The sequence below is a fragment of the Sphingobium sp. RAC03 genome, from assembly GCF_001713415.1.
Lineage (GTDB): Bacteria > Pseudomonadota > Alphaproteobacteria > Sphingomonadales > Sphingomonadaceae > Sphingobium.
Genome location: NZ_CP016453.1, coordinates 573,639 through 586,934, shown reverse-complemented (window position 1 = coordinate 586,934; position 13,296 = coordinate 573,639). Strand labels below are relative to the sequence as shown.

Here is a 13,296-nt window from a genome sequence, read left to right as displayed (position 1 = left end):
AAATATTATTTGCGACTGATCTGCCATGGTTGCGTCGCAAGGCTGGAGACAGTGCGCGATGATGACCAAACCACCCGTTCCGCCGGACATTGCGGCCTTTGAGACGAGGCTCGCGAGCCTGACGGGTCGGCAACGACAATGCCTTGCCCTGGTGGCGCGGGGCTATTCGAGCAAGGAGATCGCTACGCATCTGGGTAATAGTCATGGTCGTGTCGACAAACATATATTGGCAGCGCGTGGCAAGTTGGGCGGTATTGCCCGGCAGGAGGCGGCACGGCTAGTGGCTGCCTATGAAGAGAGTCTCGTCGAGACGTCTCAGAGGGCCCAAAAAATGGGCGCCCAATCTTTGGGCCTGCCATTCCCGGCTGCGTCTGGCCAATTTGATTCCACTGACGATCAAGTGGACGCAGATATTGCCGATGCTGGTTTATTGGCCGCACAGCAGGAGGGCTACTATGGTTCGGTACGCTTTCCCCTGATGGGTAATTTTCTGCCATTCCGCACAAGCGGGAGGCCCGACAATGACCTGAATTCGAACATGACGTTGATTGCTCTGGCGATCATGGCGGCGCTTGCTCTTGTGATGGCAGGATCGGCCGCGTCTCTGCTCTCGGCGCTCGACGCCCTGGCACGCCACTAAAACCAACATTTTTTCTGTTGCCCCTTATGCACCCGCCTTTGCGGGAAGGAGATCCTATGCGCGCTAAACGACAGACCATCGCCAAATCGGTTGCCGAACGGCTATTTGCCGCCGAAGCGGCGCTCGATATTGCTGCTGCCCGGATTGCCGAACTCAATGCCTCGCTACCCCTGGCCCGTCTCGATGCCCGTTTCGCGGCCGCGATCGGCCAGGAGGCTATCGCGACATCTGCCGCAGCGGTCATGCTGATTGCGCAGACACGCGAGCAGATGGTGATAACACACGCCCATCTCAAACGGGCCAGCGATGATGTTGGCCTCGGGCAAACCGCCTATGGCGATCTTTTCAAAGTTGTCTCGCATGATCAGCCTGCCCATCTGCGCGTCGTCTGACGCGCACGAGACGATTGACGCAATGCGGCCACCTGGGTTCAATCATGGTCATGACCCGGCAAATCGCGTTCCTGACCCTGCTCATTGTCAGCACCCTCTATGCCGCATGGCGGGGCGGCACGCCCGAAAGGATCGGCGCTGCAGCCCTGCTGGGCGCTGCCTGTCTGTCCGTAGGGCTTGTCGACCCGTTCGGCGACAGGTTCCACCATATCGAGATCGCGATTCTCCTGGTCGATTTCGCTTTATTGAGTGTGTTTATATGGCTTTCTCTACAAAGCACACGGTTCTGGCCGCTCTGGGTCACGGCGATGCTAGGCGCAGAGGTAAGCTTCCCTCACCTCTGGCGCGAAGAGCGCATCGTCCCGCCACCGCTCGGGCGAATACCCCAGCGCCAGCCTCATGATGCGGACCCACGCGACAGAGCCGGAACCACATCCTTGGTCCAAGCGTCCATGGACCATGGCATCTCCGACTGTAATTGACATTCCCCACACTCTTGGTCGCGACGAGGCCATACGGCGCATGGAGAGGGGCGTTGGCAAACTGGCCTCGCACATCCCGGGCGGCGCAGCCACTGTGACCCATTCATGGCCCAGCGCTGAGCGTCTTGCATTGACGGTCGCAACCATGGGCGTCGAAGTGCCCTGCACCGTTGATGCGGAAGACAATCGGCTGCGGGTGACGCTCCATCTTCCTGGCATGCTGAGCCTGATGTCAGGGCCGATCGCCGCCATAGTAGAGAAGCAGGGCGAACGGCTGATGCTGGACGATAGGGCCGACAGGACGATCTAGGTTCGCGCCACGCGGAGAGAAACGCCATCTACAGCAAACCATCTTTCCCTGGAGAGGAAATGCCGCCAAGGAACAGCCATGCGCATATACTCCCTTCTCGCCATCCCATTGCTTTTGACCACGCCCGCTCAGGCGTGGGGTCCTGTCGGTCACCGCATAACCGGTGCCATTGCCGATGAGAATTTGAGCGGCGTCGCGCGCGCCCATGTCCATCTTCTGCTAGGTACGCAGGATCTCGCCGAGGCAGCGACCTGGCCCGACGACATGAAATCCGACCCTGCCGAATATTGGCAGAAGAAGGCTGGCCCCTGGCACTATGTGACGGTCAGGCAAGGGAACAGCTATCAAAGTAAGGACGTGCCGCCAGAGGGCGATGCCATGAGCGCGCTGGATGGTTTTACGGCGACGTTGCGCAATCCCAAATCGTCCATCGAGGACAAGCGGCTGGCCCTCCGCTTCATCGTGCACATCATCGGCGATCTGCATCAGCCATTGCACGCGGGCGGTGGCGATGACCGGGGTGGCAATGATGTCAAGGTTACCTGGTTCGGCCGCGCGACCAACCTTCATTCGGTGTGGGATTCGGCCATGATCGAACAACGCGCCTTGTCCTATTCCGAATATGCGCAATGGCTGTCGCGCTCGATTTCGCCCGAGCAGGTAATCGACTGGAGCGATCCTACGCCTTCGGTCTGGATTGCCGAGAGCATCGCGCTGCGCAAGACGATCTACCCCGCCGACGCCAGCATATCCTGGGACTATGCCTACAGGCATCGATCGGAGATCGACGATCGACTGAAGCGTGGAGGCGTAAGGATCGCGGCCTACCTGAACTGGGTGTTCGAGCCTGGAACCGGCACCCTTCCGGCCAAGCAAACTAAATAACACACCTCGACACATAATGTGAATGTATCGACGCATCCAGCCAACGACGATGTCATTTCCGACTTCGCCAGGTCCATGGCCGAGCTTGCTCCTGTCCGGCGGCAGTTAACTAATCCAAGTCATCCTACATTGAGCGGGCGCAAGTCCGTTACGTTGTTCGAACATGTCCATGCGCGCGGAGCCCTGCGTCTCCGCCTCTGGTAGCGATCGCTAACGCGGACTTGAGGCGTCGTACAGAAGTGTATTGAAGGTTTCCACACGACTTCATACTAGCGCCGGATTGGTTTCTTCAATCGCTTCGCGCTCGGCAACTGTTGTTGCCCCCTAAAGGCCGGACAGTTCCTCACGGGTTGAACGTTCGATAAACTCTCTTGGCGATCTGTAGCCGAGAGCGCGATGCGGATGCACGCGATTATAGTGGTCGAGCCATTTTGGCAGCTGGTCGATGACGGCCTGTGCGTTGGGTCGCGGGCTGACGCGGGCGTAGTCTCGTTTGAGGGTCCGGACGAAAGCCTCGGCCATTCCGTTGCTCTGCGGACTTTCGACCGGCGTGGTGCGTGGTGCCAGGCCGATGTCGCGCGCGAAGCGCCTTGTATCTTGGGCAGTGTAGCAGCTGCCGTTATCAGTCAGCCATTCGATGGTGTGGGGCAGCTTGTTCACCTGGCCGAAGCGATGCTCGACGGTGGCAACCATGAGGTCGCGCACGTCCTCGGCGGTGATGCCGCCGGTAGTGGCCACATATCCCATCGCCTCCCGGTCGCAGCAGTCGAGGGCGAAGGCGACGCGGACCTTCTCGCCATTGTCGCAGCCGATCTCGAGGCCGTCCGAACACCAGCGTGTATTGCGGGTGACGACGGCGATCTTGCCGTCATGCCGGCGTTCCTCGCGGCGTCCGGCGTGGCGCTGGAGCAGTAAGCCATGCAGCTTCATGACGCGGTAGACGCGCTTTGGATTGGGCGCTGCGCGCCCGTTTTTTTCCGCCTCGCGGCGCAGCAGGGCATGCACGCGCCGATAGCCATAGGTTGGCAGGTCGGCGATCAGCCTGCGGATATCGGCGGCGAGTTCGGCGTCGGGCAAGGGGGGACGCCCGCGACGCCGTCGTTCTGCTGGTCGTTGCATTGCGGAGAGATGCGGTCGTGACATGCCGACGGCATTTGCAACCGCGCTCACCGTCCACCCTCGGGCCACGAGGTCGAGCGCAACAGCTGTTTTTTTGGGCCTGCGGCCCGGGAGACAGCCTCGCGCAGCAGTTCGTTCTCCATCGTCTTCTTGCCGAGCAGGCGCTGCAGTTCGCGGACTTGCGCCTCAAGCGCGCGGTAGTCGGATGCGGCCACAACTTCCTCGCCGGCCGCAGCGGCTGTGAGTGCACCCTGAGCCATCAGCCGTCGCCAGGTGAATAGCTGGTTGCCCGCGATGCCATGGCGGCGGGCGACCAGCGACACCGAGTTCCCCGGCAAATAGGTCTCCTCAACGATGCGAATCTTCTCCTCGGGCGTCCAGCGCCGACGGCGCTGCACCGAGGTAATGACCTCTACGCGGTCATATGTTCCAGTCATACGGTCAGGCATATGCATCACACTTCCATAAGTGTGAGGGCCTGTCAGGCGTTTTTGGGGGCTACTTCAGCAACCGTGCCCGGCCTCAAATATAAATGTAGATCGTCAAGCATTCGGGTCGCAATGAATTATCGTCATTCCTTCCATGCCGGCAATAGCGCCGATGTCGTCAAGCACAGCCTGCTAATTGCCCTCGTGCGGGCCTTGCAGCAAAAACAGAGCGCGCTGACCCTGATCGACACCCATGCAGGCTGCGGGCTGTACGACCTTGACGGAGAGGATGCCCAACGCACCGGCGAGTCCACGCAGGGCGTGCAGCGGGCTTTTGCCGACTCGAACGCCTTGCTGAACGACTACCGCGCCGTCGTACAAGCGGTAAATGTCGGGACCGAGGCACATTTTTACCCGGGCTCGCCGCGGATTCTGGCGCAGCTTCTTCGGCCGCAGGATTTCCTGATCCTGAACGAAAAACATCCCGAGGATGCCTATACCCTGCGCGGCATGATGCGCGGCACGACCGCTGCCGTACATGAGCGCGACGCTTACGAGCTTTGGCTGGCGATGGTGCCACCCCGCACCGCGCGCGGCGTGGTGCTGGTCGATCCGCCTTATGAGCAGGCAGACGAACGCGAACGCATCACAGCCACACTTGCCGCCGCTCACCGCAAATGGGCGCATGGCGTGACGGTGATCTGGTATCCGCTGAAAGACCGCGCCACGCATGGGCGGTGGAGGGAGCAATTACGCAAACTCGGCATTCCCAAATTGCTGCGGGTGGAGCATTGGTTATACGATGGCGACCAGTCCGGCTTATACAACGGCGCGGGCCTTTATATCGTCAATCCGCCCTACGCCTTCACGCAGGTGCTGCCGCCTCTGCTGGAAGCCTTGCGCGCCGCGCTGGCGCCGAAAGGGCATAGGGGCGAGATCACAACTGATTGGTTGGGCTAGTGGCCTGGCCTGTCCTTTCGAGCTTTTCCGAACCAGTTCGACAATGCGCCAGGCATCTGAACATAGGTTGGGACGAGCCTGTAGATTGCAAGGTCGAACAGCGCCCGATCCCTGAGGCGGCGGCGCTGATTAAGGCAAAAGCGGATCTCCCAGATTTGCTTTGGCTTCAGCGCCCGCTTGGCGCCGACCGCGCGCCCAGCGTTCCAGACCGGGCGCTTGGGGGATGCATTAAAGGTTTCAGACATTTTCCTGATCATTCTGCAATTGGCCAAAATTGGCCATTCTGAAGAACGGCTGCAGACCTCCGGGGGAGATTAGCGCGGCTTGGAGCAAGCCGCGCTTGGGGAATCGTAGAAGGCGTCGGCTGCACAATGGCCACTCTTCGCGGGGGCAGGTCAGGCGAGAATTGACAACCTTTGCCAATCTTTGCTATTTTCTTGCCCTTGGAGGTTGCCATGGCTACGATGAACATCTCACTGCCCGATCCGATGAAGCAATGGGTCGAAGCGCAAGCTGACACTGGTCGGTATAGCAATGCCAGTGACTATGTGCGCGATCTCATCCGCCGGGACCAAGAACGCGCCGACAAAGTCGCGGTCGTGCAGCGCCTTGTCGATGAGGCCCGCGCCAGCGGTTTGAGCGACGAGACGATGGCGGACATCCGGACGCGAGCGATCAGCCAGGCTGGCTTGCAAGCCTGACCGTGCCTCGCTTTCGCTTAACGCGCGCCGCAGCCGACGATCTGACAACCATCTTTCTCGAAGGCATCAAGCAGTTCGGACTACCTCAAGCCGATACCTATCTTGAAGGGCTGAGCGCGATATTCGCGTTTCTTGCCGAGTATCCCCAGGCTGCTCGATTGCGGGAGGAAATATCGCCTCCCGTCCGCGTACATCCCTACAAGGCACATCTGGTGATTTATGACGTGGGAGATGAGGACCAAGTCATCATTCTGCGTGTCCGGCATGGCAGGGAGGATTGGATGTCTTCGAACTACGACGGCTAGCCGTGCAAGGTACGTGCTTGCGAACAATCCGCAGAGATCCCCACCCTACTTGGCATTTCTCCTGCCGACCAACATCCGCTATTCGGCGGTAGGGTGCCGAACGTCGGCTTGCTCCGACACCTGCCATTCGGCAGAGATGGACCCGCCCTGCGGCTTGCGCCCATTCAAGACCGCGGCAACCTCGTTGGAGAAGAAAAGGCCGCTCTCTTCCAGAGGCTGGATGCCAATTAGCTGACGGTCATTTATGGTTGGCGCTTCAGCTTTCGGAGGCCTCTCGTCGCATGAAGGTCCAGTCGATCAGAGCTTCTATGGAGGGTCCGAGCGCCAGACCCATTGCACTGAGTGCATATTCAACCCTGGGCGGCACCTGAGGATAGATCGTACGCGTGACGATACCGTCCTTCTCCAGCTCCTTAAGTTGCTGGATCAGCATCTTCTGGTTCACGCCTGCGACACGACGCTCCAACTCCGAGAACCGAAGAGGCTCCTTGGCCGCGAACAGTTGAAAGATGATCACGATCTTCCATTTGCCTTCGAGCACCCGCAGCGCCTCGCTGGTCGCGGCAGCCCACACCAGCTGCTGCTCGGGACTCTCGCACTGCCAATCACGATCTGCCATGCACTTACCTTTTGGTGTCATACCCACTTTTTGGTGGGTTCTTGCCGTTTTGGCCATCTACTCATAACTTTGGGCGTGAAGCAACAACGCACAAGGACAAGCAGATGAAGATCGGAATCCTGGGTACTGGCCATATCGGCAAGACATTGGTCATGCGACTGAGCGCGGCAGGACATGAGGTCAAGGTGGCCAATTCTCGTGGACCCGACACCATTGAAGCCGAGCTTCTTTCGACCGGTGCGCGGGCCGTGACGACCGAAGTTGCGCTTACCGATGTAGAGGCGGTCATCTTGTCGATTCCGCTGAACCGCATTCGCGATATTGCGCCATTAATCGCCGCATTGTCGGAGGATGTGACAGTGATTGACACCTCCAATTACTACCCGTTCCGTGACGACAAGATCGAGCCGATCGAAAGCGGCCAGGTCGAAAGCCTGTGGGTGGCGGAGCAACTCGGCCGTCCGATCGCTAAAGCGTGGAACGCGATCGGCTCTGCTTCCCTTGCAAGCAAATACAAACCGGCAGGTGCGCCGGACAGGATCGCTATTCCTGTTGCTGCCGACCGTGAGCAAGACCGGCGAGTTGTGATGACGCTGGTCAATGATACCGGGCTGGATGCGTTCGACGCTGGCTCCCTAGCCAATTCATGGCGCCAACAGCCTGGCGCGCCGGTCTACTGCACGGACCTAACTTATGCCGAGATCGCCTCCGCTCTGGAAGCGGCGGAGCGGGACAGGTTGCCCAAGCGACGGGATCTTGGCGTTGCCGTAATGCAGGAGCGTCTGGGTGACGGCACCACCAATCCTGATGAGGATTGGGGCGTTCGTCTGGTTCGCGCCATCAATATGTAGTGGCTTGTCAGTGGCTTGTTCTTCTTTCCTGGATTGAAGGACTAGCCGCTTGGCGCACCCGCGGCGACCCTGAACAAGCGGCAGGTCTTGAATTCGAGAACGATCGCGACAGAGGCCGAGACGGGGCAGCCGTGGAGCGGCAGCTGTCCGGAGGACGAAGCCGGTCAGGCAAAATGCGGTCCATTCATGGTCGCAATTCTTTCCCTGTGGATGGTCCGCTGGGCGTCGGGTTTAGGCAATGAACCTGCCGCTGAACTACTGGGCGGGAATGGCGGGTAAGCGCGAGGCGCAGTTGCGGGACTATGCGCAGACCAGCGGCCGGCTCGACCTCAGCCCGCAGCGCTTCGCATCCCATCTGCTGCTCAAACGACGCGCCTTCAAACATGAAGGTGAAGCTCGGCTGCTCTATTTCGGCGACGCGAAAGACTATGGCGCGGCAGGCCTTTACCGATACGCCGTCGACCCGCATGCCATGATCGCCCAGATCATGGCCGACCCCAATCGAGATCGCGTGTCATGGACGGGCGACAAGGCGGCCCTGCAACTGGCGACCGGGTTCACCGGCAGCATCAAACGGTCGAAAATTCACGATCCGCCCGAATGGACCGCGCCCGACTTCACGAGCTAGCATCACAGGCGATTATTCGCATCGGCTGCGCGAACGGACGGCGGCCGCGGAGAGTCGCCTCTTATGACCTCCGTCGCGCCGTCCCGCGAGCGCCGGATGCACGTCCGGTTCTGACGAGCGCTGCCGTTGGCAGAAGCCATCAGGAGCGACGGCTTCGCCCCACGAATCCGCGCCTCGCTTCCGGAGCAGTCGACCAGAGTCAGTCGTTCGCCTGGAGGGTTTTGAACGGCAGCTTCGGCTGTCACCTGCCACCAGTGCGGCGCGAAACCGTCCTGCAGCAAAGCTTATAAAATCGAACGTTGAGCCTACATTTCCAACCGAGCGAAACCGGTCGGGCACCTATCGCGATTATGTTTACTCAGTCGCGATACCGCACGGCAGCGACGAAAGCGGCAAGCGCCGGCGACTGCTGTCGGCGACTTGGATAAACTCAAAGGCGGCGAGGCCCAGTTCCTGGTGGACTATCATGACTATTACAAGACGCCGCGGGGCTTCCATCCGAGGTCGGTGAATTCGAACGGATCATGGACGATAACCACGCCGCTTTCGTTCATGAACATGCCGATCCTGAGCTACATCCGGGAAATCTCCCCGCGGCCAACCCTGTTCGTCCACGGCGAGAAGGCCCATTCGCGATACTTTAGCGAGACGGCTTATGCAGCGGCGGCCGAACCCAAAGAACTCGTCATCGTTTCCAGAGCCAGCCACACGGACCTGTATGACCGCGTGGACGTAATTCCTTTTGACAAGTTCACAAGCTTCTTCCGCCAGCACCTCACGGGAGATCAGTGATGACGTTTTTTGCCAGATTGCCGATCGCACTCGCAGCGGTCGTGATTGCGACCGGTGCCGCAGCTCAGGAAGAAACAACGATGGATATCAACCGCAAGGCAGACATGAAGACCGTGGACGGCCCAGCCGAGTATTTTACAGGCAAGGTCACCATCACCGGCCAGTTACAGCGGCCTGATCCTTCGAGGGTTGGTGGCGCGATCGTCCACTTTGAGCCAGGCGCTCGGACGGCATGGCACAAGCATCCCGCGGGCCAGACGTTGATCGTCACCGAGGGCATCGGCTGGACCCAGATCGAGGGCGGCCCAAAGCTCGAATTCAACGCAGGCGACATTCTATGGTGCCCGGCAGAACACAAGCATTGGCATGGGGCGACGTTGCATCACGCCATGACTCATATCGCGATCCAGGAGTCAGTGAACGGTACACCAGTAGCCTGGATGGAGAAGGTCACCGACGAGCAGTATCTCGCTCCGCTCGGGAAGGACTGATCGGCTGCCGCATGTAATCGTGAAGCCTTGAATTGGAAAAGCGCTCAGCCCGCTTGCGACCATTTGCTGCCACCTGCGTCGCCACGAACGCTGAATGTCGGCTCCGGACAAACTCGGCCGTTCAACGTACCGCTCGTCGACTGCACCACAGTCCCACAACTCAGCGTTCGCTTCCGGTAGCAGTCGACCCTTCCCTGCCACTCAGCCCCACAATTTCGCTCCCAGGTGCGGACCGGCAGCTATTCCGGCAGAACGCGACCAAATACGTCCTTTAGCGGAGCGGCGCGAACGACGGCTGATGCCCGAACCCGTCGTTCCGCGGGCGGGGACCTGCCCGGCAGCAACGCCCCCCAATTGTCGCCGTCCCGGCGCGACTCTCGCAAACCCAATAGCGGTCGTTGGTTGATGTTGAGGCATCGGCTCAACCTGCCGCCCACCGGCGGGACCGCGCGGTATCGTTGTATGTTGGGCTGGATGTGTCTGCCCTTGGCGCGATGCCAGAAAGCGGACACTGGCCCAGGGCAATGTCAGTGCTTTTCAACATGCGGCGCGGGCACGACGAGCGGCTTGCCCTTTTCGACGATGTACGTCGCCAATTCGGCGCCGTTCGTGGTGCCGGGGTTGTGAGCTTTGTGCGCAACGCCAGAAGGAACGAACAGCACTTGACCTGCCTTTAGGGTCACCGGGTTCTTGCCCTCGAGCTGATACTCCAGGACGCCCTCAATGACGTAGATCACCTCCTCGCCGGGATGGCGGTGCCATGGTGCAGTAACCCCCGGCGCGATGTCGATCCGCGCCTGAACCGTCTCGCGGCCCTCCATCGACAAGTCGTGGCGCTGCAGGTCGGTGCGCGTGACCCCCTGTGTGGCCTGCGTTGTTGCTGCGACGGTGCCGGACGCGACGAACGCGGCTGCGATCGCGGTTGCGAGCTTCATATACAATTCCGTTTCCTTCTGATTTGGTAGCTGTGACCCGAAAGCTTCTTGCTTGAGAAGGTATAGGGTGCACGCCGCTTAGTGGCGCTAGCCGAAACCGACAGTATGCGAGACAGAAGTGACATGAGCACAAAGACCCGCCTGGTCGCGGAAATAGGGCTGCTGCTATATCCAGACTGCCAGCTTTCCGCGATTTACGGCCTGACGGACCTGTTCCGCATCGCCAACGACATTGCGCGATCGGCCGATTCCCCGAATGCGATCCGCGTCAGCCATTGGCGGCAGGAAGACGCGGACATCGTCTGCATCTTCGATACCGACCCGAAAGCACCGCATTCGCTCACGCATGTCGTCACGCCCCCCAGCCTGGTGGTCCCGGAACAGATGCAAAAGATGACTGCTTTCGCCGACTGGATGTCTGGCCTGCACCGAGGCGGAGCCACGCTGTGCTCGGTGTGCGCTGGCGCTTTTGTGCTTGCCGAGACGGGGCTGCTGAGTGGCCGACCGGCAACCACTCACTGGGCGTTCGCCAAGACATTGGGCTCTCGGTTTCCAACCGTACGGGTCGACGCCGATCGGATGTTGATCGACGATGGCGACATCATCACTGCGGGCGGGATTCTCGCCTGGACCGATCTGGGCCTTACCCTGGTGGAGCGTCTGCTGGGACCCAGCGTCATGCTCAGCACATCGCGTTTCCTGCTGGTCGATCCGCCCGGGCGCGCGCAGCGTCCCTATGCACAGTTTGTGCCGATGCTCCGTCATGGAGATGCCAGCATCCTCGCCATTCAGCATTGGATGCAGGCGACCGGTGCGCGGGAGATTTCCGTCGCTGCGCTCGCGCAACGCGCGGGCCTGGAAGAACGCACGTTCATGCGCCGTTTCAAACTCGCCACGGGCCTTAGGCCTACCGAATATGCCCAACAAATCCGTGTCGAGAAGGCGCGTGAACTGCTTGAGCACACGCGCACATCCGTCGACCAAATCGCCTGGACTGTCGGCTATAGCGATTCCTCGGCCTTTCGCAGGATTTTCCAGCGGGTTACCGGGTTGGCACCTGCCGAATATCGCCGGCGCTTCGGGGTCGCGTCGGACGAACTGACTGCGCCGGCCGGAGCCCTCGCGCATAGTCTCACGGAGAAGAGCAAAAAGAGGGCGGACCTTGGCCCGCCCCCGTCGACAGGGTGATCAGCTGCGCACGAAGGCGAGCATATCGGCGTTGATCACGCCCGGGTGCGTCGCTGCCATGCCGTGCGAAAGCCCCTCATAGGTCTTCAGCGTTCCGTTCTTGAGCAGCTCGATCGCGCGCGGGGCGTGGTTCGCGAACGGCACAAGTTGGTCGTCGGTGCCGTGCATCACCAACACCGGCAAGTCGATCGCCCTGAGATCTTCGGTGAAATCGGTCGCGGAAAATGCAGCGATGCAATCATACTGCGCCTTTGCACCGCCCATCAGGCCCTGGCGCGACCAATTGTCGATCAGCCCCTGGCTGACCTTGGTACCTTCCCGATTGAAGCCGTAAAATGGTCCCGCTGCGATCTCACGATAGAATTCGGCCCGGTTGGCCATCAGCGACGTGCGAAAGCCGTCGAACAGCTCAGGCGGCAGTCCCGCCGGGTTGCTGTCGGATCGCATCATCATCGGGGGCACTGCACCCAGCAGGACCGCCTTGGCCACGCGGCCGGGTTCGGCCCGCGCCACGTAGCGGGCGACTTCGCCACCGCCGGTCGAATGACCGATATGGACAGCGTTCTTCAGATCCAGCGCCCCGGCGAGCGCAATCACGTCCGCAGCATAGGTGTCCATCTCGTTGCCGGTGTCCGTCTGGCTCGACCGGCCGTGACCGCGACGGTCATGCGCGATCACCCGATGGCCTTGGGCGAGGAAGAACAGCATCTGATTGTCCCAGTCGTCGCTGGAAAGCGGCCAGCCATGGTGGAACACGATCGGCTGCGCATCCTTGCTGCCCCAATCCTTGTAGTAAATCTGGGTGCCGTCCTGGGTGGTGATCGTCGACATATCGGGTCTCCTCTGTTCAGCTCGGCGGAGCGCCGCTGCTGTGGACGATGTAGAGGAGCTGTGACGCAGGAGCGCTCGGCAGAACCGACAGAGTGCGTGCCGAAACTGACATGTGTTGCCCCACCGGATTTGGTCCAGCAATTCGGCGGGTAGCCTCGCTGATCACAAGGCATGAGATCAAGGTATGAGATCCAAGCCCTTCCAGGCGAATTACGTCGAATGACACATGGTGCCCATGCGCCTCTTCGCTATCACTGTCCACTTATCGTCAGGAATGCTGAATGACACGTTGGCCGCTCATTTCTTCCGCCATTCTTCTAGCAATGGCGATGATCACGCGTGGCGATGCCGTGCCAACAAAAAAGTCGGCGTGGGATGGGACTGCGGCTGCAGCTTATCTGGACAATCGACACAATTGGTGGCGTCAATGGCCTAAGGCGGAACGGGATCACGGCACACGCTGTGTATCCTGCCACACCTCCTTGCCGCATGACCGGCCCGATCGGCAGGTCTTTGCCGTCTGGACCGACCAGATGGAAAGGCGCGTCGCGCATCGCGACTTCGGGCAGGAAGGCGTCTTCGGCAAAGGCCGACTGGACGGTGATATGGTCACCTTTGCCCACATCGAACAGGGTTGGCAGCACATAGGGCATATGCGCCTGCGTGGTGGAAGCCCCGAAGAGGGTTAGCAGCAGGGCGATGGAACGGATTGGCGGTGTCTTCATGATGTCCCCTTTCT

Annotated in this window: 17 protein-coding genes and 2 pseudogenes; 13 read left to right on the top strand and 6 right to left on the bottom strand. The window is 60.4% G+C overall.

Features of this window, described 5'->3' with window-relative positions:
* The first annotated feature begins 58 nt into the window (after positions 1 to 58).
* From BSY17_RS02655 to BSY17_RS02635, 5 genes are all read left to right on the top strand, one after another.
* Positions 59 to 640 (top strand): helix-turn-helix domain-containing protein, encoded by a 582-nt coding sequence (locus tag BSY17_RS02655; RefSeq protein ID WP_171899169.1) that lies wholly within the window; start codon positions 59 to 61, stop codon positions 638 to 640.
* A 56-nt stretch (positions 641 to 696) separates the two neighbouring features.
* The gene (locus tag BSY17_RS02650; protein WP_069064229.1) at positions 697 to 1,032 is read left to right on the top strand and encodes a hypothetical protein; all 336 of its coding nucleotides are present in this window, start codon (positions 697 to 699) and stop codon (positions 1,030 to 1,032) included.
* A gap of 44 nt (positions 1,033 to 1,076) precedes the next feature.
* Positions 1,077 to 1,514 carry a hypothetical protein gene (locus BSY17_RS21465; protein ID WP_069064228.1) on the top strand — a complete coding sequence of 146 codons (438 nt, stop codon included), beginning with the start codon at positions 1,077 to 1,079 and terminating at the stop codon, positions 1,512 to 1,514.
* Complete coding sequence (locus BSY17_RS02640) at positions 1,432 to 1,824, top strand: polyhydroxyalkanoic acid system family protein (protein ID WP_083216991.1); 393 nt, start codon at positions 1,432 to 1,434, stop codon at positions 1,822 to 1,824. Before BSY17_RS21465 ends, BSY17_RS02640 begins: the two co-directional genes overlap by 83 nt.
* 78 nt (positions 1,825 to 1,902) lie before the next feature.
* On the top strand, positions 1,903 to 2,709 hold the full coding sequence (locus tag BSY17_RS02635) for a S1/P1 nuclease (protein ID WP_069064227.1): 807 nt from the start codon (positions 1,903 to 1,905) through the stop codon (positions 2,707 to 2,709).
* 324 nt (positions 2,710 to 3,033) lie between these two features.
* On the opposite strand, the gene BSY17_RS02630 is transcribed toward BSY17_RS02635, so the two are convergent.
* Positions 3,034 to 4,265 (bottom strand): IS3 family transposase gene (locus BSY17_RS02630; protein ID WP_237236241.1). Its coding sequence is split into 2 segments (ribosomal slippage): positions 3,034 to 3,929 and positions 3,929 to 4,265, totalling 1,233 coding nucleotides; the frame shifts between segments, so codons are not numbered across the junction.
* Between the two features lie 123 nt (positions 4,266 to 4,388).
* Between BSY17_RS02630 and BSY17_RS02620 the strand changes: the two genes are divergently transcribed.
* Entirely contained in the window at positions 4,389 to 5,216 is an 828-nt protein-coding gene (locus BSY17_RS02620) for a 23S rRNA (adenine(2030)-N(6))-methyltransferase RlmJ (RefSeq protein WP_069064226.1), read from the top strand.
* Positions 5,217 to 5,299: 83 nt separating this feature from the next.
* Here BSY17_RS02620 and BSY17_RS02615 read toward each other — a convergent pair.
* A pseudogene (locus BSY17_RS02615) lies at positions 5,300 to 5,473 on the bottom strand (integrase); the annotation flags it as partial.
* A 159-nt stretch (positions 5,474 to 5,632) separates the two neighbouring features.
* On the opposite strand from BSY17_RS02615, the gene BSY17_RS02610 reads away from it, so the two are divergent.
* Positions 5,633 to 5,917, top strand: coding sequence for a type II toxin-antitoxin system ParD family antitoxin (locus BSY17_RS02610; protein WP_443019399.1), 285 nt, complete (start codon positions 5,633 to 5,635; stop codon positions 5,915 to 5,917).
* A 2-nt stretch (positions 5,918 to 5,919) separates the two neighbouring features.
* A complete protein-coding gene (locus tag BSY17_RS02605; protein ID WP_069064223.1) occupies positions 5,920 to 6,222 on the top strand; it encodes a type II toxin-antitoxin system RelE/ParE family toxin in 303 nt (100 codons plus the stop codon).
* Positions 6,223 to 6,478: 256 nt separating this feature from the next.
* On the opposite strand, the gene BSY17_RS02600 is transcribed toward BSY17_RS02605, so the two are convergent.
* On the bottom strand, positions 6,479 to 6,841 hold the full coding sequence (locus BSY17_RS02600) for a winged helix-turn-helix transcriptional regulator (protein WP_069064222.1): 363 nt from the start codon (positions 6,839 to 6,841) through the stop codon (positions 6,479 to 6,481).
* 104 nt (positions 6,842 to 6,945) lie between these two features.
* On the opposite strand from BSY17_RS02600, the gene BSY17_RS02595 reads away from it, so the two are divergent.
* The 4 genes and pseudogenes from BSY17_RS02595 to BSY17_RS02580 all read left to right on the top strand — a co-directional run bounded on the left by BSY17_RS02595 (position 6,946) and on the right by BSY17_RS02580 (position 9,603).
* Positions 6,946 to 7,692, top strand: coding sequence for an NADPH-dependent F420 reductase (locus BSY17_RS02595; RefSeq protein WP_069064221.1), 747 nt, complete (start codon positions 6,946 to 6,948; stop codon positions 7,690 to 7,692).
* A gap of 238 nt (positions 7,693 to 7,930) precedes the next feature.
* Positions 7,931 to 8,320, top strand: coding sequence for a hypothetical protein (locus BSY17_RS02590; protein WP_150125695.1), 390 nt, complete (start codon positions 7,931 to 7,933; stop codon positions 8,318 to 8,320).
* 423 nt (positions 8,321 to 8,743) lie between these two features.
* A pseudogene (locus tag BSY17_RS02585) lies at positions 8,744 to 9,112 on the top strand (alpha/beta hydrolase); the annotation flags it as partial.
* 80 nt (positions 9,113 to 9,192) lie between these two features.
* On the top strand, positions 9,193 to 9,603 hold the full coding sequence (locus BSY17_RS02580; RefSeq protein WP_069064492.1) for a (R)-mandelonitrile lyase: 411 nt from the start codon (positions 9,193 to 9,195) through the stop codon (positions 9,601 to 9,603).
* Between the two features lie 527 nt (positions 9,604 to 10,130).
* Here BSY17_RS02580 and BSY17_RS02575 read toward each other — a convergent pair.
* The gene (locus tag BSY17_RS02575) at positions 10,131 to 10,538 is read right to left on the bottom strand and encodes a cupin domain-containing protein (protein ID WP_069064219.1); all 408 of its coding nucleotides are present in this window, start codon (positions 10,536 to 10,538) and stop codon (positions 10,131 to 10,133) included.
* A gap of 81 nt (positions 10,539 to 10,619) precedes the next feature.
* On the opposite strand from BSY17_RS02575, the gene BSY17_RS02570 reads away from it, so the two are divergent.
* The gene (locus BSY17_RS02570; RefSeq protein WP_443019398.1) at positions 10,620 to 11,726 is read left to right on the top strand and encodes a GlxA family transcriptional regulator; all 1,107 of its coding nucleotides are present in this window, start codon (positions 10,620 to 10,622) and stop codon (positions 11,724 to 11,726) included.
* On the opposite strand, the gene BSY17_RS02565 is transcribed toward BSY17_RS02570, so the two are convergent.
* Both BSY17_RS02565 and BSY17_RS21795 read right to left on the bottom strand, forming a co-directional pair.
* Positions 11,727 to 12,557 (bottom strand): alpha/beta fold hydrolase, encoded by an 831-nt coding sequence (locus BSY17_RS02565; RefSeq protein ID WP_069064218.1) that lies wholly within the window; start codon positions 12,555 to 12,557, stop codon positions 11,727 to 11,729. It lies immediately after the preceding gene.
* 317 nt (positions 12,558 to 12,874) lie between these two features.
* Positions 12,875 to 13,282, bottom strand: a complete 408-nt coding sequence (locus BSY17_RS21795) for a hypothetical protein (protein ID WP_237236114.1) — start codon at positions 13,280 to 13,282, stop codon at positions 12,875 to 12,877.
* Positions 13,283 to 13,296: the final 14 nt, after the last annotated feature.